Here is a 22,603-nt window from a genome sequence, read left to right as displayed (position 1 = left end):
GACACGTGGTGCCGGTCTATTCCACGCTCAATCGATACCGCCGCTGCGAATCATGTCCTGGTGGATGGCGTTGATCGTTTCGACCGCCCGGCGGCCGCCCGCGATATTGTGCAGGACGATCTCGCTGTGCGTGGTGAAGCGGTGCCGGATGCGCACGGTGTACGAACGGGTGGCCCAGCTGATGAAGCCATTGACATAGGTCGCCTCGTCGATATCGCGCCACTTCACGCCGCTGACGCCCTTCGCCCAGGGAAAAACACCCGCATGCACCCAGACGCCGACGTCGTCGTAGTACAGCTGCACGTTGCGCACCCGCAGGAATTGGTAGGCAAGCAGTATGGCCGATACGGCCAGCACGCCTGCCGCGGCCAGGTCACTCCACAAGAAGGCCAGCCGCAGCGCGCCGCCAAGCAGCACCACGGCCAGGGCGACCACGCCGCTGTATGCCACCCAGGATTTGACGCCGATGACATGGGCTTGCGCCGTCGTTGCCGCTTTGTCCAGTTCCATGTGCGCTAACCCTGCTGTAAAAGGCGGCATGATCACATGGAATGCGCGGCTGCGCCAGCCTGTGGATCTTGCCGTAGCGCGGACAGCCTTCCTGCCGCGCGTTACGCCGCCATGCCCTGCCTGAGCATCGCCAGCATCTCGCCCGGCGACAGGCGTGCCGCCATGTCGGTGCCTTCCAGCAGACTGTCGGCCAGGCCACGCTTGCGGTGGTGCAGTTCAACGATGCCTTCTTCGATGGTGCCGCGCGCCACCAGCCGGTAAATGGTCACTGGCCGCAGCTGGCCCATGCGGTGGGCCCGGTCCGAGGCCTGGTCTTCCACCGCCGGATTCCACCACGGGTCCATGTGGATGACGTAGTCGGCCGCGGTCAGGTTGATGCCGACGCCGCCCGCCTTCAGGCTGATCAGGAACAGCTCGCCCGCGCCGGCCTGGAAAGCGTCTACCCGGCGTTTGCGCTCTTGGATCGGGGTGGAACCGTCGAGGTATTGGTAGGGGATGTTTTTCTCATCCAGATACTTGCGGATCAAACTCAGGTGGTCGACGAACTGGCTGAACACCAGCGCCTTGTGCCTGTTTTCCAGCAGGCCGTCGACCAGATGTGCAAAGGCCGCCAGCTTGCTGCTGGCGATACCGGCGCCCGGCGCCACCAGTTCGGGATTGCAGCAGGCGCGGCGCAGCCGCATCATCTGGGCCAGGATCTCGATCGATTTCTGGTTCTCGGGAGCTTCGAGCGCGGCCAGCTTGTCGAGCGCCTGGCGCCGCAGCGATTCGTACAGCGCGCTTTCGTCCGGGGTCAGGTCGACCGGCAGCACGATCTCGGTGCGCGGCGGCAGTTCGCTCAGCACTTGCGCTTTCGTGCGGCGCAGGATGAAGGGCTGCGTCAGCCGCCGCAGGCGCATGCGCGCACCGGCTTCGGCACGCTTGTCCTGGGCTTTCTCGATCGGGCCGGCAAACCGCAGCTGGAACTGGTCGGCGCTGCCCAGCAAGCCCGGATTGATAAACCGAAACAGGTTCCACAACTCGCCCAGCTGGTTTTCCAGCGGGGTGCCGGTGGCCACCATGCGGAAATCGCCGGTCAGGGCCATCACGGCCTGCGAACGCTTGGTGTGCATGTTCTTGATCGCCTGCGCTTCGTCCAGCACGATGCTGTGCCACGGGCGCCTGGCGAACGAGGCCGCCTCCAGTTGCAGCAGGCCATAGCTCACCACGACCACGTCGAAAGGGCCTGCCTGGTCTAGCATCGCTGCGCGGTCGCCCGGTCCGAACAGTGCCAGGTTCAGCGTCGGCGCAAAGCGCTCGGCTTCGGCGATCCAGTTCAGGCAGACCGAGGTCGGGGCCACTACCAGGGCCGGGCCAGCGGGCGCGCGCATCAGGAGCAGGGCCAGCGCCTGCAGCGTCTTGCCCAGTCCCATGTCGTCGGCCAGACAGGCGCCCACGCCCCAGTGGGCCAGGCGCGCGAGCCACTCGAAACCTTCGCGCTGGTAGTCGCGCAGCTCGGCCTGCAGGGTCGAGGGCAGCGCGGGCGTGAAGGCTTCGCTGGCGACCATGCGCTCGAGGTGCTTGCGCCATTCTTCGTCGGCTGCCACGCTGCCGCAATCGCGTGCCAGCTCGGCCAGTGAGAAGCTCGCCAGCGGATGCACTCGCAGCTCGTCCCCCACCAGGCTGCCGTAGTCGGCCAATTCCAACAGGCGGCGGTGCAGCTCGTCGCTCAGCGCCAGGTATTCGTTCTCGCCCAGGGCCACGAAACGGCTCTTCTCTTCGCGCATGCGTGCCAGCAGCGCGCCCAGGTCCATCACGCGGTTCTCGTCGATCACGACTTCCCCACTGGCTGCGAACCAGTCCTTGTCGCGCCGGATCTGGACCCGCACCGATTTGGCATTCGCGCGTTTCGCCACGCGGAATTTCTCGCCTTCGGGCCAGGCCACCACCACCTTGTCGGAGTCCAGATTGCGCAGCTCCTCGACGAATTCCAGGCAGAGCAAGGGCTGGCCGAGCAGCCATTCGCCATGGTCCAGTTCTCCCTGCTCGAGGGCACGGCAGGCACCTACCAGAGCGCGCTCGGCCTCGCGCTCCGCGTTCAGGTCGCGTTTGGCTTCGGTGCGTACGCCATCGACGTCGCCAATGACATTGTCGCCGCCAGTGCCAGGCGCGTAATAGGCGCCGCTGGCAGGCAGCGGACGCACCAGGATCTGCAGGCGCAAGCCTTGCTGGTAGGGGCGCAGGTGCAGGTGCAGGCGCGGGTCGGCCGTCACCTGCTCGATGTCATCCGGGCTGGCGCCGATATCCGACTGCACGGTGACGATCCCCGAGATCGCGCTGATCGCACGCAGCACGCGGCGCTCGGCTTGCACCGGCACCTCCAATCCTGCGCCGACGATGGCGGCGATGCGGCGGTGCTCCTCGAGGATGCGCACCAGGCGCAGGCGGGTCGGCGTCTCGCGGGTGACGATCACGTCGCCGTCCTGGTCGCCCGGCGCCGGGTGCAGGGTAATCGAGACCTTGCCGCCGCGCGCCTTGACCAGGAGCTCCGGCTCGCCCGGCAGCAGTTCCACGCGTGTGCCGGGCGAGTCCATCCAGAACAGCAGCGGATGGCCAACCAGCGCGGCCAGCGCCTTGTCCAGTTCGAATTCGAAGCGGATACCGGTGCTGCCGTAGTAGCGGCGCCCACCGATGGACGCCGCCACCGCCACGTCCTGCGCACTCAGAAAGTCGAGCGCCGCGGCGTCGTCGGCCAGGCGTTTCAGGCCAACGGCGCGGCCGCGGCTCCAGCCGCCCTGGGCGTCGCGCTTTTGCTCGCGCGGCTCCAGCACCTGCACGCCCATGCGCTCGTCGTAGCGGATCAACCAGACCAGGCGCGACTCGCGCACCACTTCGGTATTGAGCGCCGGCTGCAGGTTGATCAGGGCATTGAGCTGGCGCTCCCAGGGCTCCTCGCGCTCGAACCAGTGGGTCAGATCGGTGAAGCGGTGCTTTTTTCGCAGTTCGCTGGCATAGGCTTCCTGGCCAACGTAGCCGAGCTGGCCGAGCAGCGCCGCCAACGTGGCCGATAGCAAATCGAAGCCGGCGCGCTCGGACTGCGCCAGCATGTCCTCGATCTCCTTGCGCTTGGCTTGAAGCTGCGGCAGGCCGAGCCAGTGGTGCATGAGCGCGCGAAAGGTAAACGGCTCGAGCGCCATCTCCCAGTTGCGCGACGCCAGCACCTCGGCGTCCACCGTGCCGCGCCGGATTTCTTGCAGCATGCTGAGCTGGAAAACCACGGCCGTATCAGGCCGCTGCACCGCGCGGGTGGCGATGTCGAGCCAGGCGTCGGCCAGTTTCAATTGGACTGGCTGGTTGCTGCGCAAGAGGGCGGCGAGGTATAGGTGGGCGCCGATGCCCTCGAAGATGGCCTTGCGCTTGCCGGTTTCGCGGCGTAGCGCTTTGAGGGCCGCCTCGATGCCGGGCAGGGCGATATCGGCGTCGTCGCGCAGCAGCGCAATGGCGTTACGCAAAAACAGGCCGGCCGCGTCGTCGACCTCAGCCAGTAATGAAAAAGCATCGTCCAGGCGAGCGCACAGGATCAGGTGCTCGCCCAGCGCCAGGCGCAGCGCGACCGACGGGTCGACCTGCGCTTCGGCGGCGGCGCGGATGACCGGGGCCATCTCCGGCTCGCGCTGGGTGTGCTGCACCAGGGTAGCCAGCACGCCGTCCACCAGCGACGGATGGAGGTAGTCCAGGATGGCCGCATCGAAGGGCCGGGCGCAGACCTCGACCAGCGGGTGCAAATAAGACGCTTCGTGGCAGCGCAGGCAGGCGGCCAGCAGCGGCGCCACCACCGCCGGGCTTTCGCGCGTGAGCAGGGCAATGCGCAGCAGCGCCAGGCCCTGGCGGTAACTGCGCAGCACCGGCGTACCCTGCCAGTCGCGCCGCAACGGGGTCACGCGCTCGTAGGCAGCTTGCAAGGCGAGGAACAATCCGGTATCGAGCGCCATGACCAGCGCCGGCCAGGCCGCGGCAGGGGCAATGGAAAAGCCGCGCCCAACCATGTCGGTCACCAGTCCTGCAGCGCGCAGGCGTTCCAGCTCGGCCGCCCATTGCTCGGGCGGCAGCGGCAAGCCGGCGGCCATCAGGTGTTCGAGAATGCGCTGGCGGCCCATCGGCTCGCCGGCCAGCGCCAGCAAGGCCAGGATCGCGTGCTCGCCCGGGTCTGGTTCAGTCGGGGTCATGCAGGCGGCAGTTTCGCGGGCAGTTTCTCGGACAGGTTATCGATGTGCACCGCGGGCAAGCCTGCGGGGATAGGGAGCCTGAACACGCGCAGGTAAAAATACCACTCCGCTTCGAGCGTGCGCACCACGGAATCGGGCTTGCGAAAGCCGTGGCCTTCGCCCTCGAGGGTAATGTAAGCCACCGGCAGCTTGCGCGATCGCAGCGCCTCGACCATGGTCTCGGATTGCTGCGGCGGCACCACCATGTCGTCCAGGCCCTGGAAGAAGATCATCGGGCGGTCCAGCTTGTCGGTGTGGTGGATTGGCGAACGTTCGCGGTACACGGCGTCGGCACGTTCCGGTGGCGCGATCAGGTACTGGTTGTAGTGCGATTCGAACTTGTGCGAGTCGGCATCGAGTCCGGCCAGGTCGGACACGCCGTAATAGCAGGCGCCGGCCTTGAACACGTCGTGGAAGGCCAGCGCGCACAGCGTGGTCAGGCCACCGGCGCTGCTTCCACGCACCAGCAGGCGTTGCGGGTCGGCCAGGCCCTGTTCGGCCAGATAGCGCGCGCCGGCCACGCAATCTTCGACGTCGATCACGCCCCACTGGCCCTTGAGCAGGTCGCGGTAGGCGCGCCCGAAACCGGTGCTGCCGCCATAATTCACGTCGAGTACGGCGAAGCCACGGCTGGTCCAGAATTGGGTTGCCAGCTTGAGGGTGCTGGTGGCCATGCCGGTGGGGCCGCCGTGGCCGATGACGATCAGCGGCGGCAGTTCGCCCGCCGCTGGCGCAAAATCGGCATTGGCCGGCTGATAGTGGAAGGCGTAAGCGGTGCGTCCATTCGCGCTCGGGTAGCCGATGCTGCGCGGGACCGACAGGAAGCCGGCCGGTGGCAGCGCGCCAATCGAGCGGGCCAGCACGGCGTGCGTGCCAGTGTCGAGGTCGATCCGGGCCAGTTCCAGCGCGATCGTCGGCGCGCCGCCCAGTAGTGCCACCGACACGGCATTCACGCGCAGTTCGCGGACTTCCTGGTAAGGCGTGGCGATATCGATCAGTTCGCCGCCGTGCAGGCGCGCCAGCTTGCTGACGCCGTTTTCGACATAGGCGCAGACGATCTCGTGCTCGGAACGGAAACCGTACAGCGAGCCGCCGAAGTTCCAGTGCGGAGCGCCGAATTCGGCCGCCCGCGGGCACAGGGCGTGCACCACGCCATGCTCGTAGCGGTACAGATTCCACCAGCCAGTGCGATCGGAGACGAAGTGCAGCAGGCCGCCGGGCGACCATTCGGGTTGGCAGATCGATTCCTGCGGCCCACCTGCCACCAGCCGGCCATTGGCCAGGCTGCCGTCTTGCAGGATATCGGCCAGCCACAGTTCGGTGCCTTCCCAGGGCATGCGCGGGTGGTCCCAGCACAGCCAGGCGAGCTGGCGGCCGTCCGGCGAGATGCGCGGCGCGGCATAGAAGTCGTTGCCGTCCACGAGCACGGTTTCCAGGCCGTCGAAGCCGATGGCGGCAATCGTATTGATCGGGTAGTGGCCGCCGCAAGAATGGTCTTCGCGCACCGTCACCAGGCGCTGGCGCCCGGCGTCGACGACGAAGTCGGCATAGCGATGGGCGTTGTCAGGCGTGAGCGCGACCGGCGCGCCGCCCGCCTCTACCCGGTACAGGCGGCCATCGGCATGGTTGGAAAACCAGGCGACGCCGCCGGCCACCGCATACGCGCCGCCGCCGTATTCGTGCACCTTGCTGCGTACGTTGAACGGCGCCGGCGTCAATTCCCCGGTGCTGCCCACCAGCGTCGAGCGCCCGGCCTCGCTGGCGCGTCCTTCCAGCCAGTAAAGATTGGCGCCGTCGAGCGTCAAGGATGCCAGCGGGGTGGCGCCGGCGGCGACGACAGCGGCGCTGATCGGGGAGGTCCACGTGCCGCAAGATGCTTGCTGTTTGGTCATGGCGGGTTCTTTCATAGACTGGAATCGCATTATAAGTGCGGCCCCGGGGATGCGATAATAGGCGTTTCCTTCTGTCTTACTTTGCCAGCCATGCCACAATTTGCCCCGCTCCAGAACGACACCTTCCTGCGTGCGCTGCTGCGCCAGCCGACCGATTACACCCCGGTGTGGCTGATGCGCCAGGCGGGCCGCTACCTGCCGGAATACCGCGCCACGCGTGCCCGCGCCGGCTCGTTCCTGGGGCTGGCGAAGAATCCCGACTTTGCTACCGAAGTCACGCTGCAGCCGCTCGATCGCTTTGCGCTGGACGCGTCGATCCTGTTCTCGGATATCCTGACCGTGCCCGACGCGATGGGGCTGGGCCTGTATTTCGCCGATGGCGAAGGCCCGAAGTTCGAGCGTCCGCTGCGCACCGAAGAAGCGGTACGCGCGCTGCATGTGCCGGATATGGCGTCGCTCGACTATGTCTTCAAGGCGGTGACCCAGATCCGCACCGAGATCAATGGCCGCGTGCCGCTGATCGGCTTTTCGGGCAGCCCATGGACGCTGGCTTGCTACATGGTCGAAGGCGCCGGATCGCGCGAGTTCCACACCGTCAAAAAAATGATGTATACGCGCCCGGACCTGATGCACCACATCCTGGAAACCAATGCGCGCGCCGTGGCGCAGTACTTGAACGCCCAGATCGATGCCGGCGCTCAGGCCGTGATGATCTTCGATTCCTGGGGCGGAGCGCTGGCCGACGGCGCCTACCAGGAGTTCTCGCTGAACTACATGCGCCAGATCCTGGGACAGCTGCAACGCGACAAAGACGGCGTGCGCATTCCGGCGATCGTCTTCACCAAGGGCGGCGGCCTGTGGCTGGACGAAATGGCCGACATCGGCGCTGATGCGCTGGGCCTGGATTGGACCGTGAACCTGGGCCGCGCGCGCGCGCTGGTGGGTGATCGCGTCGCCCTGCAGGGTAACCTCGATCCGGCCATCCTGTTCGCCGCGCCAGAGCAGATACGCGCCGAGGTCGAGCGCAGCTTGACAGCCTATGGCACCCCATCGGCAGGGCATGGTCACGTCTTCAACCTGGGCCACGGCATCTCGCAGTTTACGCCGCCGGAATCGGTCACGGCGATGGTCGAGGCAGTCCATAGCATCAGCCGCCAGCAACGCGGCAAATAAGCCGGTGGCCTGCCTGCTGCGGCAGCTCCGCTGCCGCAGAAAAATCACACTTGTTCACAACTGCGTAAATCGGTAAATTTATTCCTGTGGACATCTTTGTGTGCAAGGCAAAAAAGTAAGCTATTGATTCTTAAGGGATTTATGCCTAAAGAACTGTGGATTTACACAGTAGCCCGGATGGCGGTTGGGTGAAATGTCCCAGGTTTATCTGCCTTGTTCACAAAGTTATCAACAGGCAGGCTGAACAAATTCTAAAACCCTTTCGTTTACGGGGACTTAGCCCAACTCTTCAAGTAAGGTCTGAAGAGTGTGGTGCATCGCAGCGAGTTTTCCCACACCACCTGTGCAGTTATGCACAGCAAGCAGATTGTACGTGGACTTGTTAACAGGAATAACTTGCGATTTTCAAGTCATTGATTTTATTGACTATTTTATCGATTTACCGATGAATTCCAGGGTTTGAGTTGATCTAACGTAAACCTTCGGCGGGGTCAAGTGGCGCACTATTCACAAAGTTTTCCACAGGTTGCAGGCAGATATGAAGGTTGGACTTGGCACATTGTTTTCTTGAAGTCGCGCTCGATACGCCGCTCAACAGCTGCTTCGACTACCGCTGGCCATGCGAGCCCGGCACCGAGCCAATAGTAGGTCAGCTGGTACTGGTGCCGTTCGCACGGCGCGAGGTAGTCGGGTTGATCGTGGCGGTCAAGGCGGACAGCGCGGTTCCGCCTGACAAGCTCAAGGATGCAATGGCGGTGCGCAGTCAATTATCGCCGCTGTCGCCGCGCTGGCTGGCGCTGGCCCGTTTCGCCGCCGACTATTACCAGCGCCCGCTGGGCGAGGTGGCACTGCCCGGATTACCGAAGAACCTGCGCCTGCCCAAAACCGTGGCGCTCGACCGCGCGCTCAAGAAACTGGCCAAGGATGAAGCGCCGCACGATCCCAGGCCATCGAACATGCCGATCCTGAACCCGGCGCAGCAGGAGGCCGCCGCGGCCATCGGCGGCGCGCAGGGCTTCACGCCGATCTTGCTGTACGGAGTAACCGGCAGCGGCAAGACCGAGGTCTACCTGCAGGCTTGCGCCGAAGTGCTGGCACGCGATGGCGCCGCCCAGATCCTGATCCTGGTCCCCGAGATCAACCTGACGCCTCAGCTAGAAGGCAATATCCGGGCGCGTTTCCCCGGCGTGATGCTCGCCACCTTGCACAGCAGCCTGTCGGAAGGCGAGCGTACCCTGCACTGGATGGCCGCGCATGCCGGCCAGGCACGCATCGTGCTGGGCACGCGATTGGCGATCCTGGCCTCGCTGCCGCACCTCAAGCTGATCGTCATCGACGAAGAACACGACCCGTCGTACAAGCAGCAGGAAGGCCTGCGCTATTCGGCGCGCGACCTGGCGGTGTGGCGGGCGCACCAGCTAGCGATCCCGATCGTGCTGGGCTCGGCCACGCCGTCGCTGGAGAGCTGGCACCACGCCCAGACTGGTCGCTACCGCAAGCTGGAGCTGCGCGAGCGCGCCGTGCGCGACGCCGTGCTGCCGACCGTGAAGCTGGTCGACCTCGAGCGCGACCGTCCCAAGGATGGCCTGAGCGGCGCGCTGGTCGCGGCCCTGCGCCAGCGGCTCGACCGCGGCGAACAGTCGCTGTTATTTTTGAACCGGCGCGGCTACGCCCCGGTGATCACTTGCGAGGCCTGCGGCTGGATCAGCAACTGCACGCGCTGCACCTCGTTCATGGTGCTGCATAAGCCCGAACACCGGCTGCGCTGTCACCACTGCAGCCTGGAGCTGCGCATCCCGCGCCACTGCCCCACCTGCGGCAACGTCGACCTGCAGCCACTCGGGCGCGGCACCCAGCGCGTGGAAGAAGGCTTGCAGGCGATGTTCCCGCAAGCGCGCATCCTGCGCATCGACGCCGACTCCACCCGCCTCAAGGGCAGCGCCCAGGCCGCCTTTGATACCGTGCACCGGGGCGAAGTGGATATTTTGATCGGCACGCAAATGGTCGCCAAGGGCCACGACTTCAAGAAGCTTACCCTGGTGGGTATCCTGAATCCGGACACCGCCCTGTTCTCACAGGATTACCGTGCCAGCGAGCGCCTGTTCGCCCAGCTGATGCAGGTGGCCGGCCGCGCCGGGCGTGCCGGCGCGGCGTCCGAGGTGCTGGTGCAGACCCGCTATGCCAGCCATCCGTTGTATGGCGCCGTAGTGCGCCATGACTACGACCGCTTCGCCGGCAGCTTGCTGGATGAACGGCGCCAGGCCGGCTTGCCACCCTACATGTACCAGGCGCTGCTGCGCGCCGAGGCGCCCGAACTCAGCGCCGCGATCGCTTTCCTGGAAGCGGCGCGCGACTGTTATCCGCACGAGGCGATCATGATCAACGACCCGATTCCGATGACGATGACGCGCGTGCACAACGTCGACCGCGCCCAGCTGCTGGTGGAATCGAACTCGCGCCCGGCATTGCAGGCCTTCCTGCGCGAGTGGGTCGAGATCCTGCGCGCCATGAAGTCGCGTGTGCGCTGGTCGCTGGAAGTCGATCCGCTCGATATCTGAAAATCACGCAGGGCCCAACGTGGCGGGAGCGCAGCCGCTGCGCTAAAGCGCTTCCGGCAAGACCCGGCTCAGGCAGCGCAGGTGCGAAAGCCGACGAAGATATCGTCCCGCTCGGGTGGGTAGAAGTTGCGGAAATGCGGCGAGCGCAGCCGCGCCGGGGTGGCGAACGAGGCTCCGCGCAAGCTCTGGCGGCTACCGAAATAGGGCGCCGAGTACTCGCGGTAGCGGTCAGCGGTGAACCCGGGGTGGGGCAGGAAGCCCGAAGCGGTCCATTCCCACAGCTGGCCCCAGTCGAAGCCTGGCCGGCGCGAGGCGGCCGCGTATTCCCACTCCTGCTCGGTCGGCAGGCGCCGTCCGGCCCAGCGGCAATAGGCCTGCGCCTCGAACAAACTGACGTGGCGCACCGGCGCGCACGGCTCCAGGGCTGCCCGGCGCCCGAAGCGAACGGTGTGCCAACCATCGCCCGCGCCATCGCGCTGCCAGTAGCGCGGTGCCGAACGCCCTTGCTGCGCCAGCCATGCACGTCCGGCGTCGCTCCAGTAGCCGGGATCCTGGTAGCCGCCGGCGCGCATGAAGGCCAGATAGGCGGCGTTCGATACCAGGCCGGCGTCGATCGCGAACGGGGCAAGGCGGCATGGCAGCGGCGGTCGCTCGTTATCGAAGCTAAAGCCCCTTGACTGCTCGCCGCCACAAGAAAAGCTGGCCTCGGCGAAGGCAAGCTGGCCCGTCGCCATGGTCTCGTCCGCGTCCATGGTGGCGCAGGACGCGGGCGCGGCAGCTCCCAGCGTTTGCAGGGTGTACAGCAGGGCTTCGCCATGCATGTCTTCATGCGCCAGCACCAAGCGGTACGGATAGAGCGCCGCGTCGTGCCCAGGGCTGCGTGCCAGCTGCTCACCGATGCGCTCGAGCACTTCGCTGCAATAGCACTTGATTGCCTCCGGCTCGGGCAGGTCGAGCGCCCAGCGCGCATCGTGGGCCACGGTATTGGAATCGAACCAGTGGTCACCCTGCGCCAGCAGCGAAGGCTTGACGGCATCGCCCGGCAGGCTGCTGCGTGCCTCGCGCAGCACGAACCATTCCGCAAACCAGGCGATATGCCCCAGCTCCCATAGCGGCAGGTTCAACACGCTCAGGCGCGGTACCTGCGCCGCCTGGTCGTGGCCAGCCGCGGCCAGGGCATCGAACAGGGCCAGCGTGTGCTGCCGCGCGCTGCGCAGTGCCGCCTCCAGCTCGGGCGGGCCCATGTGGCGAAACGATACGTGGTGTTCGGTCATGCATGGATTGTACGGCCATCCTGCCGCCGCAGGATCGCACCGTTTCGCCCAGGGACGCGTCGGACAGCCGCTTCCCGACAGCCGCGCTGAAAATCGCGTATCGTTCAGACATGGAGATCTGGAGAAAAAGATGAACAAACTGAATATCGATGTTGCCGTCATCGGCACCGGCACCGCCGGCATGACGGCATACCGGGCAGCCAAGGCGCAGGGTGCGCGCACCGTGGTGATCGAGGGCGGCCAATACGGCACCACCTGCGCGCTGGTGGGCTGCATGCCGAGCAAACTCCTGATCGCGGCTGCAGAGGCGGCCCATTCGATGCAGCATGCGGCGCCGTTTGGCGTGCATGCGGGCGAGGTCCGCATCGACGGGCGGGCCGTGATGGAGCGCGTGCGCCGCGAGCGCGACCGCTTCGTCGGCTTTGTCGTTGACGGCGTCGAAGCCATGCCGGCCGAAGACAAGTTGCGTGGCCATGCACGCTTTACCGGTCCGCATACGCTGGTGGTGGACGAGCACACCGAGATCACCGCGGCGCGCATCGTGATCGCCACCGGCTCCACGCCGCTGCGCCTGCCCGAGCTGGAGAACGTCGGCCCCGGCATTGTCACCAGCGACGACGTGTTCTACTGGGAAGATCTGCCGCGCTCGGTGGCGGTGATCGGCACCGGCGTCATCGGGCTGGAACTGGGACAGGCCTTGAACCGTCTTGGCGTGCGCGTAAAGTTCTACACGCGCGGGGGCAGCATCGCCCACATCAGCGACCCCGAGGTGCTGCACGAAGCCGGCCGCGTGCTGAACGAAGAACTCGACATACAGTTCCAGTCGAAGGTGGTGGGCGCGGTGCAGGAAGGCGATGAGGTGGCGCTAACGGTCAGCGATGCACTCGGCAAGGAATCCACCGAACGCTTCCAGTTCGTGCTGATGGCGGCCGGCCGCACCCCGAACGTGTACGACATTGGTCTCGAAGAAACCGGCATCGAACGCGGCAAGCACGGTGTGCCGGTGTTCGATTCGCGCACAATGCAATGTGGCAGCAGCCATATCTTCATCGCCGGCGACGCCAACAACGAACGTCCGCTGCTGCACGACGCGGCCGACAATGGCAAGATCGCCGGCGACAACGCGGGCCGTTATCCGGACGTACGTCCCGGCCTGCGTCGCACACCGATCGCGGTCGCCTTCACCGAGCCGAACATCGCCACGCTCGGCGCCAGCTACCGCAGCCTGTGCGAGGGTGGCCAGTACAAGTTCGCGGTGGGGCAGGTATCGTTCGCGAACCAGGGCCGCAGCCGGGTCATGTTGCAGAACAAGGGATTGCTGCGGGTGTACGCCGAATTCGGCTCATGCCGCTTCCTGGGCGCGGAAATGATCGCACCGCGCGCCGAGCACCTGGCGCACACGCTGTCCTGGGCTTGCCAGATGCGCATGACGGTGGAACAGATGCTGGAGATGCCGTTCTATCATCCGGTGATCGAAGAAGGCGTGCGCACCGCGCTGCGCGACCTGGCGCGCTGCCTGGCCGAGGGCGAGAGCAAGGTCGACGCGTCGGACAGCAAACCGGGGATCTGACGCGGGCGTGGCCGCGCCGTGCAGGGTGAGCAGAATCCGCCCACCCTGCGGGCCGACTCAGTTCAGCTCAGTTCAGCTCAGTTCAGCTCAGTTCAGATAACTCGCGTCGAGCTTGCCCTCTGCCGCGAGCTGGCGCAGGATGCGCACCGTATCGATATCGGCCTCCTGGTAGGCCGAGCGCTTGAAGTCGTCATACATCTTGTTGGCTTCGTCGACATGCTCGCCCTGGCCATCGTCGTAGCAAAAGCGCACCAGCAGCATGGCGTTGGTCGGGGTTTCGATGATCATCTTCAGGCTCGAGGCGGCGATATCGCCCTGCGCAGGTACCTCGAAGCGCACTTCTTGCAGCGGCGTCATGTGCACGACGTCGTCGATCACCAGATCGCCATAGCGCAGGCGGCGCGTGAAACTGCCACTGGTGCGTTCGCCGATCTGGCATTCGTCCAGGTGCGGCACGAACAGCTCGGGCGATTCGGCGCGCAGCACCAGGCCGCGCCACAATTGCTCGGTGGTGAGGGTGTCGACCAGCGGGTTGAGCGGATCGTTGATCTGGATGAGATGTTCAAATTTCATAATGCGGTGTCCAAAAAAGCGCCAGCGCTGTTTGCGCTGCAAGGGCGAAATGGTACCCGATTGCACGCGCAGGCGTCGCGCCAGTGCTGCTGATTGCCAGCTTCAGTTGCCCAGCAGCGGCGCGTGCTGCTTGCGCTGGAAGAAGGCGATCGTCACCAGGATCGCAAACGAGATCGCCAGCAGCACCAGCGCATACGCGTGCGCGGCATCATAGTTGAGTTTTTGCGCCTCGTCGTAGAGCGCGATCGATGCGACCCGGGTCTGGCCAGGGATGTTCCCGCCCAACATCAGCACCACGCCGAATTCGCCCATCGTGTGGGCGAAACTGAGCGACAGGCCGGTAAAGATGCCGTTGCGCGACAGCGGCAGCACGACCGAAAAGAAAGCCTGGCGCCGGCTCAAGCCCAGCGCCAGCGCCGACTGCACCAGGTCGCGGCTGACGTTGCGAAAGGCCGACTGGATCGGCTGCACCGCGAACGGCAGGCTGTAGACGACCGAGCCGGCCACCAGTCCTGCGAACGAGAACGGCAGCGGGTGCCCGAACACCGACAGCCAGGCCGCGCCCAGCGGCCGTTGCGGCGCCATCAGCATCAAGAGATAAAAGCCGATGACCGTGGGCGGCAGTACGATCGGCAGGCTGACCAAGGTGTCGATCAACAAGATGCCGCGCATGCGGCTGGTATTGAGCCAGTTGGCGAGCGGGATGGCGATCGCCAGCAGCACCAGCGAGGTCACCAGCGAAAGCCGCAACGTGAGCGAGAGCGCGGCCCACAGTTCGGGCGGGAACATGAAACTCCCGAGGTCAATCATCTGAAGCAGGGGGCAGGCCGAAGCCGTGGCGTTCGAGGATGGCGCGCGCCGGCGGCGAACCGAGAAAGCGCACGAAGCGCAGTGCCATCGGTTCCTTGCTGCCCGCATTGGTGACGATGGCGCCCTGTTCGATCGGCGCCACCCCAAGCTCGCTGATCAGGTGGTAGCGCCCCACGCCCGCCATCTTCGGCGCGCGCACGGTGGCCAGCGACACGATGCCCAGTTGGGCGTTGCCGGTCTGGACGAACTGCGCCGCCTGGGCGATGTTCTCGCCGATCACGAGGCGCGGCTGAAGCGCCTCCCACAGCTTGTCGCGCTCAAGCGCTGCCCTGGCGGCGCGGCCATATGGCGCGGTGTCGGGGTTGGCGATGGCGATGCGCTTGATGCGTGAATCGCGTAACACCTTCATGCCCTGGCTCAGGTCGAAACGCGCATCGGTGGTCCACAGCACGATGCGGCCGATCGCGTAAGGACGCAGGGTGGCGCCATCGGCCGCGCCCAGTTTCGCCAGCTGGGTGGGATACAGCATGTCGGCCGACAGAAACACGTGGAAGGGCGCGCCGTTGCGGATCTGGGCAACGAAATTGCCGGAAGCACCGGTGGAGATCTTGATCTCGGTACCGGGTGCCTGCTGGCGGAAGGCCGCCGCCAGCTCGTCGATGCAATACACCAGGTCGCTTGCCGCAGCCACCAGCAGCGGCGCGGCCGTAGCTGACGTAGCAGGCAGGGCCAGCAGTGTTGCAAACAAGATGCCGAGCAATTTATTCATGCAGGCATTTTAGCGTGGCCGCCAACTCATCGTTACAATACCCGGCCATCCTGCAGAAAACCTTCCCATGTCCAACGCACCAAAATTCGGCCTCAACGGGCCGCAAAGCGAAGCCGTGCTCTATCTGGACGGTCCGTGCCTGGTGCTGGCGGGGGCCGGTTCGGGGAAAACGCGCGTCATCACGCAAAAAATTGCGTACATGATCGAAGACCGTGGCTATGATCCGCGCACGATTGCCGCCCTGACCTTTACCAACAAGGCAGCGCTCGAGATGCAGGAGCGGATCGCCAAGCTGCTCAAGCAGCCGAAGCAGGCCAAGCAGCTGACCGTATCAACCTTCCACTCGCTGGGCGTCAAGATCCTGCGCCAGGAAGCTGCCGGGGTCGGCCTGAAGGACAAGTTTTCGATTATGGACAGCGACGACTGTTACACCATCGTCTCCGACCTGGCGCTGACCACGGATAAACAGGAAATCCGCCGCATCCAGAACGCGATTTCGCTGTGGAAGAATGGCCTGGTCGACCCGGAGGACGCTATTCAAGGGGCGAAAGACGAGGACGAAGCCATGTCGGCACGGGTTTACCGCAGCTACCTGGCGACCCTGCAGGCATACCAGGCGGTGGACTTCGACGACCTGATCCGCCTGCCGGTGGAACTGTTCCGCAACAACGAATCGATCCGCGACCGCTGGCAACGGCGCCTGCGCTATCTGTTGATGGACGAGTACCAGGACACCAACACCTGCCAATACGAACTGGTCAAACTGCTGGTAACGGGCATCGGCAAGAAGCCGATGTTCACCGCCGTGGGCGACGACGACCAGGCGATCTACGCCTGGCGTGGCGCCTCGGTGGAAAACCTGAAAACCCTGCAGACCGACTTTCCCGACCTGCGGGTGGTGAAGCTCGAGCAGAACTACCGCTCGACCACGCGCATCTTGCAGGCGGCCAATGCCGTCATCGGCAACAACCCGAAGCTGTTCGAAAAGTCGCTCTGGTCCGAGCATGGCCTGGGCGAGCCGATCGAAGTGCTGGGCATGCAGAGCGACGAGCAGGAAGCCGAGCAGGTGGCGATCATGATCTCGGCCGACCATTTCCAGCGCAAGAATCATTGGGCCGACTACGCGATTTTGTACCGCGGCAACCACCAGGCGCGCGTCATCGAGCAGTCGCTGCGCAAGGAGCGCATCCCGTACACGATGTCAGGCGGCCAGAGCTTTTTCGACAAGGCGGAGATCAAGGACGTGATCGCCTACCTGCGCCTGATTGCCAACCAGAACGACGACCCGGCCTTTATCCGCGCCGTTACCACCCCCAAGCGCGGGGTCGGCATGGCTACGCTGGAGGTGTTGGGCGAATTCTCCAAGCAGTGGAATTGTTCGCTGTTCGATGCGGCCCAGAAAGGCGGCCTGGAAGCCAAGCTGCCGGACCGCCAGCTCTTGCCCTTGCGCGGCTTTTGCCATTTCATGAACGGCCTGGAAGACCGCGCTACCCGGCCGGGGCCGTCGGGCAGTGGCGACAATGCCGCCGAAGTACTCGATGACATGATGAAAGAGATTAACTACGAGCACTATCTTTACGAAAATTTCGACGACCGCGCGGCCCAGGCCAAGTGGCAGAACGTGCTCGAATTTACCAACTGGCTAAAGGAACGCGGCAGGGGCGGGCGCGAGCGGGATGGCGAAGAAAAGAACCTGCTCGAATTGACCCAGATGGTGGCCTTGATGTCGATGCTCGAGGGGCAGGACGATGAACAGGACGCAGTGCGCATGTCGACCCTGCACGCCTCCAAGGGGCTGGAATACCCGCATGTGTTCCTGGTCGGCGTGGAAGAAGGCATCTTGCCGCACAAGGGCGATCCCGACGCGCCAGTGGAAATCATCGCCGCGCGTATCCAGGAAGAGCGGCGCCTGATGTACGTGGGCATTACCCGCGCCCAGCGCACCCTGCGCCTGAGCTGGTGCAAGAAGCGCAAGCGCGCCGGCGAGCTGGTGCATTGCGAACCATCGCGCTTCATCAAGGAAATGGCGCTCGACGTCGGCGATGCGCCGCCGAAGGAAACCGAAATTATTACGCCAAAGGAAAGGCTGGCCAGCCTGAAAGCGCTGCTGGCGACGCCCAAATTGTAAGAATTTGTTTCAGAAAAAGCGTGAGCGTGGCGTAGAAGCCTTGAGGACTTGACAAGTCGTGCGCACGATTGAAATTCGTATTTGACTTCGCTTGTCCTAGAGCAAATACTTCCCGAACAAGTAAGCTCAGCAGAAATTCCTGATAGTTTTCAAAGGTTTGTATGGCAACGGTAGCAGAACTGACAAATTTGCCCCTTTCGGGTTACCAACATATCGATGCGCTGCTCGATAAGGGACCCCATTGGAATTTTATTACTGGCCTGCCGGCCAATACCCTGTACTACACGTTCTCGATTACCTCGGGTACCGAGGCCGGAAAGACCGGGCAGGAAGCCTTTACGCTGGCGCAGCAGAACAACGTGCGCATCGCATTCGACGAGTTGCGCGCGCTGACTGGAATCGAATTTGTCGAAACATCGAACGGTGCCGCCGCGCAGATCCATCTGTGCAATATCGACATCACGAGCAGCAACACCGTTGGCCTGTGCAGCTGGCAGGGCGGCTACAGCTTCAACCCCGTTACCAACGAGGTCGTTAGCTATAACGCCAATGCCTGGGTTTACCTCGACAATGCCGAGTGGCGCATGCGCAACCGCGATCTGACACCAGGGACCGAAGGCTATGAAACCCTGCTGCACGAACTGGGTCATGCGGTGGGCCTGAAGCATCCGTTCGAGGGCGATATCGTATTGTCGGCAGGGCAAGACAATGCCGGCAATACCCTGATGACCTATGCGCCACATACGAATAATCATGCCGAATTCAGTCCGTACGACATCGCTGCGCTGAAGTGGATCTACGGCGGCGACGGCCTGGGCGGAGCGCTTGGTTTCAACGCTTCCACTGAAGCGATTTACCTTACCGGTACCAACAGCGCCGAGACGCTGGTTGGTACCGCATTCAATGACACCCTGCAAGGCAATGGAGGAAATGACGTGATCAATGGCGGCGATGGCAACGACACGGCGGTATTTACCGGCGTACGCAATAACTACAACATTACTAGCACCGCGGATGGCAATCTTACCGTGACCAGCGCGGCAGAGGGTATCGATACCCTGATTTCGATCGAGCAGTTGCGCTTCGCGGACATGACCGTCGAGCGCGCGATGGTGATCGATTCAGTGCCGCCGGAGGCCCCAAGCTTCGCCGTCACCAAGAATGCCAAGGGCTATACAACCGGCAATAATCCGCTCATCACCGGTGTCGCCGAAGCCAATTCGACGGTGAAGATCTATCTGGGCCAAACCCTGATCGCCACGACTACGGCAGGCGCGAACGGTGTGTTCAAGGTCACCGGCAGCACACTGCCGGATGGCACCGACTACCGGGTGTATGCGACTGCAACCGATAGTGCAGGCAACGTCTCTGCAACTAGCGGGTTCGACACGTTCAATGTCGACGGCAAGGCGCCGACCGCGCCGACCAACACGTATTCGCTGGACGCGGGCGGGAACAAGCCAGTCTTCAGCGGTAGCGGCGAAGCCGGCACGAGCATCGTGATGGTACACGCCGTGAAAGCCATTGAAATCGGCCGTACCACGGTAGGCGCAGACGGCAGGTGGACCCTGGCATCCGACGCGCTGCCAAACGGCGACTATGTCGTGGGTGCCTCGTCGGTAGACATTGCCGACAACGTCACCAGCGCCACCACCCGCATGAATTTCACCATTGCAAGCAGCGCCAACCAGACCGGCGGCGCGGGTAACGACAAGTTCATCGTCGGCGCCGGCGACAATGCCATCGACGGCGGTGCTGGTGTCGACACTGCGATATATGCCGGCAGCAGCGCAAATTATACGGTGGCGCGCGCCATCTGGGGCTATACCGTGGCGGCCAAATCGGGCACTGACGGCAAGGACACCCTGATCAACGTCGAGCGCATTCAGTTCAGCGACGGCTTCAAGGCGATCGACATCGACGGCATTGGCGGTCAGGCTTACCGCCTGTACGAAGCAGCACTCGGCCGTCCGGCGGAAAAGGCAGGGCTCGGTTACTGGATGTGGCGCATGGAAGGCGGTACCTCGTTAGTGACGGTTGCCCAGGAATTCACACAGCAGCCCGAGTTCGCCGCCATCTACGGCGCAGCGCCCACCGACGCGCAGTTCCTGCGCCAGCTCTACCTCAACATCCTGGACCGCGAACCGGATGCCGCCGGTTACGAGTACTGGGTGGGCCGCATCGAGAGCAGCAGCCGCGCTCAGATCATGGTCGAGTTCAGTGAGGGCTTCGAGAACCAGGCGCAGGTCATTGGCACGATTAGTGGCGGCATGGACTACACGCCGTGGGTCTAAGCAGGATGGAGCGCTTGGGCTGGCATAATGCCGGCTTTAGCGCGAGGATCCTGCTGTGAACCAAGAAGACCGTTTCGTCGACATTGAAATCAAGGTCGCGCACCAGGAAGACCTGGTCGAGACCCTGAACCAGACTATCTACCAGCAAGGCCGCCGTATCGACAAGCTCGAAGCGATGGTGGCCGCGCTGGCGGACCATGTCCGTAACCTGCAGACCAGCCGCCAGGGGCCGGTCAACGAACGCCCGCCGCATTACTGATCGGTGCCGGCTTCACTGCGCACCATTAGCTTCGCGTGTCAGCGTTAGCCCCAAGCGCTGTCCCAGACACAGCCTGCAAATCGCTGTCGACGCTGCCCATTACCGCCACCCCGCCAGCACTACCCCGCGGCGCCCGCGCCAGCTGCGAACAAGGCGTTCGTAGCAACCCTGCGCCGGCCTGGCCGGACAGGCGCAAACGTCAATACGGCGCGTAATTACATGCGCTACGCGTACGCGCTTTGACGTGACGATGTGCGACCAAGCCTGCTATGATCTTCGCGCAACGGCTGTCGAGCACGTCCGGCAGCTCCTTTCCAAGAGCCCGTGAAAGAACTCATGAACCGACCAAACCTGCTCATCGTTGCCGCCAGCCTCGCGCTTGCGCACGCGGCTGCATTCGCGGCGCCTGCCGCAGCCTCGCTCGACGCCTCCAATCCGTTCGCCCGGCCAAGCAGCCTGCCGCTGCACTACCCGGCCTTCGACAAGATCAAGAACGAGCACTTCCTGCCTGCGTACGCGGCCGGCATGGCCGAGCACCTGCGCGAGATCGACGCGATCGCGGCCAGCAAATCTGCGCCGACGTTCGACAACACCATCGTGGCAATGGAGCGGGCCGGCCAGATGCTCTCGCGCGTAGCCGCAACGTTCTCGAACCTGCAAACCGCCAACACCAACGATACGCTCGACGCGGTTGATCGCGAGATGTCGCCCAAGCTGGCGGCGCACAACGACACGATCTACCTTAATCCGGCCCTGTTCAAGCGCGTCAAGACGCTGCACGACAAGCGCGCCACGCTTGGCCTGGACGCTGAGTCGAAGCACCTGCTCGAGCGCGTGTACAAGGAGTTCGTACGCGCCGGCGCCAACCTGTCCAGCGCCAACAAGGACAAGCTCAAGAAATACAATAGCGAGATCGCTTCGCTGCAGTCCGACTTTTCGCAGCGCGTGCTCAAGGAAGCCAATGCATCGGCGCTGATCGTCGATACGCGCGCCGAGCTGGCCGGCTTTTCGGATGCCGAGATCAATGCCGCCGCGCTCGAGGCGCAAAAGCGCGGCTTGAAAGAAAAATATGCGATCGCCCTCGTCAATACCAGCAGCCAGCCGCCGCTGGCAACATTGACCAACCGCGGCACGCGCGAGCGGCTGATGGCCGCGTCCCTCAACCGCGGCAGCCGCGGCGGCGAATTCGATACCCGCGCGCTGGTGCTGCGCCTGGCCAAGCTGCGCGCCGAGCGCGCCGTGCTGCTCGGTTACCCGAACTATGCGGCTTATTCGCAGGAGCTGGAAACCGCCAAGAACCCGGCTGCCGTCAACAAGCTGCTGGCCGAACTGGCCAAGCCGGCCGTAAACAACGCGCGCAAGGAAGCTGCCGAGATCCAGAAGGTGATCGACGCCGAGAAAGGGGGCTTCCAGGTTGCCAGCTACGACTGGCCGATCTACCAGGACAAGGTGCGCGCCGCGAAGTACAACTTCGACGAGAACCAGCTGCGCCCATATTTCGAGCTCAACCGCGTGCTGACCGACGGCGTGTTCTTCGCCGCCACCAAGGAATACGGCATCACCTTCAAGGAACGCAAGGACCTGCCGGTGTACGACGCGGATGTGCGTGTGTTCGATGTGTTCGACCACGACGGTGAGCAGCTGGCGATCTTCCTGTTCGACCCTTATGCACGCGGCAACAAGCAGGGCGGCGCCTGGATGAACGAATACGTCTCGCAGTCTCATTTGCTGGGCAACAAGCCGGTGGTCGGCAACCACCAGAATATCCCGAAGCCGCCCGCCGGGCAGCCGACGCTGCTGACCTACGACGAGGTGCGCACCATGTTCCACGAGTTCGGCCACGCGCTGCACGGCATGTTCTCGAACGTGAAATACCCGCATTTCTCGGGCACCAGCGTGCCGCGCGACTTCGTCGAATACCCGTCGCAGGTCAACGAGATGTGGGCAATCTGGCCAGAAGTGCTGAGCAACTATGCGAAGCACTACCAGACCGGCGCGCCGATGCCATCGGCGCTGCTCGACAAGGTGGTCGCTTCTAAAAAGTTCAATCAGGGCTACATGACGACCGAATACCTGGCCGCTTCGCTGATCGACCAGCGCTGGCACCAGCTCAAGCCCTCGCAGGTCCCGCTTGATGTGCTGTCGTTCGAGGCCCAGGCGCTCAAGGAGGCCGGCGTGGACTTCGCACCGGTGCCGCCACGTTACCGCACCACGTATTTCTCGCACTCGATGAACGGCGGCTATTCGGCCGGCTACTACGCCTACCTGTGGAGTGAAAAGCTCGATGCCGACACGGTGCAGTGGTTCATGCAAAACGGCGGCCTGTCGCGCAAGAACGGCGACCACTTCCGCAAGACGCTGCTCTCGCGCGGCGGTACGGCAGATGCGATGGACCTGTTCCGCAACTTCCGCGGCCGCGATCCTGTGATCGAACCCTTGCTCGAGCGCCGCGGCCTGACGCAGACCGGCCTGACCGATAATTAATCCCTGCGCCGTTCCTTTCTGCAGCCATAAGCCGCGGAAAGGAACGGCGTGTTGTTCTCACTACC

Annotated in this window: 14 protein-coding genes; 7 read left to right on the top strand and 7 right to left on the bottom strand. The window is 64.1% G+C overall.

Going from position 1 to position 22,603, the window contains the following annotated elements:
• Nucleotides 1–27: 27 nt before the first annotated feature.
• The 3 genes from NRS07_RS00360 to NRS07_RS00350 form a co-directional block, all read right to left on the bottom strand.
• Nucleotides 28–510 (bottom strand): hypothetical protein, encoded by a 483-nt coding sequence (locus NRS07_RS00360; protein WP_259209897.1) that lies wholly within the window; start codon nt 508–510, stop codon nt 28–30.
• Between the two features lie 101 nt (nt 511–611).
• Nucleotides 612–4,715, bottom strand: a complete 4,104-nt coding sequence (locus tag NRS07_RS00355) for a DEAD/DEAH box helicase (protein ID WP_259209895.1) — start codon at nt 4,713–4,715, stop codon at nt 612–614.
• Nucleotides 4,712–6,646: a prolyl oligopeptidase family serine peptidase gene (locus tag NRS07_RS00350; RefSeq protein WP_259209894.1), complete on the bottom strand. Its 1,935-nt coding sequence runs from the start codon at nt 6,644–6,646 to the stop codon at nt 4,712–4,714. The genes NRS07_RS00355 and NRS07_RS00350 overlap by 4 nt, the downstream gene beginning before the upstream one ends.
• A 90-nt stretch (nt 6,647–6,736) precedes the next feature.
• Between NRS07_RS00350 and hemE the strand changes: the two genes are divergently transcribed.
• Both hemE and NRS07_RS00340 read left to right on the top strand, forming a co-directional pair.
• Nucleotides 6,737–7,819: a uroporphyrinogen decarboxylase gene (gene hemE, locus NRS07_RS00345; RefSeq protein WP_259209893.1), complete on the top strand. Its 1,083-nt coding sequence runs from the start codon at nt 6,737–6,739 to the stop codon at nt 7,817–7,819.
• A gap of 551 nt (nt 7,820–8,370) precedes the next feature.
• Complete coding sequence (locus tag NRS07_RS00340) at nt 8,371–10,377, top strand: primosomal protein N' (RefSeq protein WP_259209891.1); 2,007 nt, start codon at nt 8,371–8,373, stop codon at nt 10,375–10,377.
• Between the two features lie 68 nt (nt 10,378–10,445).
• Here NRS07_RS00340 and senA read toward each other — a convergent pair whose 3' ends face one another.
• Nucleotides 10,446–11,651, bottom strand: a complete 1,206-nt coding sequence (senA, locus tag NRS07_RS00335; protein ID WP_259209889.1) for a selenoneine synthase SenA — start codon at nt 11,649–11,651, stop codon at nt 10,446–10,448.
• Nucleotides 11,652–11,781: 130 nt separating this feature from the next.
• Between senA and NRS07_RS00330 the strand changes: the two genes are divergently transcribed.
• Nucleotides 11,782–13,221, top strand: coding sequence for a dihydrolipoyl dehydrogenase (locus tag NRS07_RS00330; RefSeq protein WP_259209888.1), 1,440 nt, complete (start codon nt 11,782–11,784; stop codon nt 13,219–13,221).
• 87 nt (nt 13,222–13,308) lie between these two features.
• On the opposite strand, the gene NRS07_RS00325 is transcribed toward NRS07_RS00330, so the two are convergent.
• The 3 genes from NRS07_RS00325 to modA form a co-directional block, all read right to left on the bottom strand.
• A complete protein-coding gene (locus NRS07_RS00325; protein ID WP_259209886.1) occupies nt 13,309–13,794 on the bottom strand; it encodes an SRPBCC family protein in 486 nt (161 codons plus the stop codon).
• A 102-nt stretch (nt 13,795–13,896) separates the two neighbouring features.
• Nucleotides 13,897–14,583 carry a molybdate ABC transporter permease subunit gene (modB, locus tag NRS07_RS00320; protein ID WP_259209885.1) on the bottom strand — a complete coding sequence of 229 codons (687 nt, stop codon included), beginning with the start codon at nt 14,581–14,583 and terminating at the stop codon, nt 13,897–13,899.
• A 13-nt stretch (nt 14,584–14,596) separates the two neighbouring features.
• On the bottom strand, nt 14,597–15,373 hold the full coding sequence (gene modA, locus NRS07_RS00315) for a molybdate ABC transporter substrate-binding protein (protein ID WP_259209884.1): 777 nt from the start codon (nt 15,371–15,373) through the stop codon (nt 14,597–14,599).
• Nucleotides 15,374–15,440: 67 nt separating this feature from the next.
• On the opposite strand from modA, the gene NRS07_RS00310 reads away from it, so the two are divergent.
• From NRS07_RS00310 to NRS07_RS00295, 4 genes are all read left to right on the top strand, one after another.
• Complete coding sequence (locus tag NRS07_RS00310; protein WP_259209883.1) at nt 15,441–17,501, top strand: UvrD-helicase domain-containing protein; 2,061 nt, start codon at nt 15,441–15,443, stop codon at nt 17,499–17,501.
• Nucleotides 17,502–17,662: 161 nt separating this feature from the next.
• Nucleotides 17,663–19,795, top strand: coding sequence for a DUF4214 domain-containing protein (locus NRS07_RS00305; RefSeq protein WP_259209882.1), 2,133 nt, complete (start codon nt 17,663–17,665; stop codon nt 19,793–19,795).
• Nucleotides 19,796–19,850: 55 nt separating this feature from the next.
• Nucleotides 19,851–20,054 carry a SlyX family protein gene (locus tag NRS07_RS00300; RefSeq protein WP_259209881.1) on the top strand — a complete coding sequence of 68 codons (204 nt, stop codon included), beginning with the start codon at nt 19,851–19,853 and terminating at the stop codon, nt 20,052–20,054.
• Between the two features lie 336 nt (nt 20,055–20,390).
• Nucleotides 20,391–22,538, top strand: a complete 2,148-nt coding sequence (locus NRS07_RS00295) for a M3 family metallopeptidase (RefSeq protein WP_259209880.1) — start codon at nt 20,391–20,393, stop codon at nt 22,536–22,538.
• Nucleotides 22,539–22,603: the final 65 nt, after the last annotated feature.

This window comes from Massilia sp. H6, assembly GCF_024802625.1.
Classification (GTDB): Bacteria; Pseudomonadota; Gammaproteobacteria; order Burkholderiales; family Burkholderiaceae_D; genus Telluria.
Note: the sequence above shows the minus strand (reverse complement) of the source record. Positions and strands in the feature narration are given on the sequence as shown.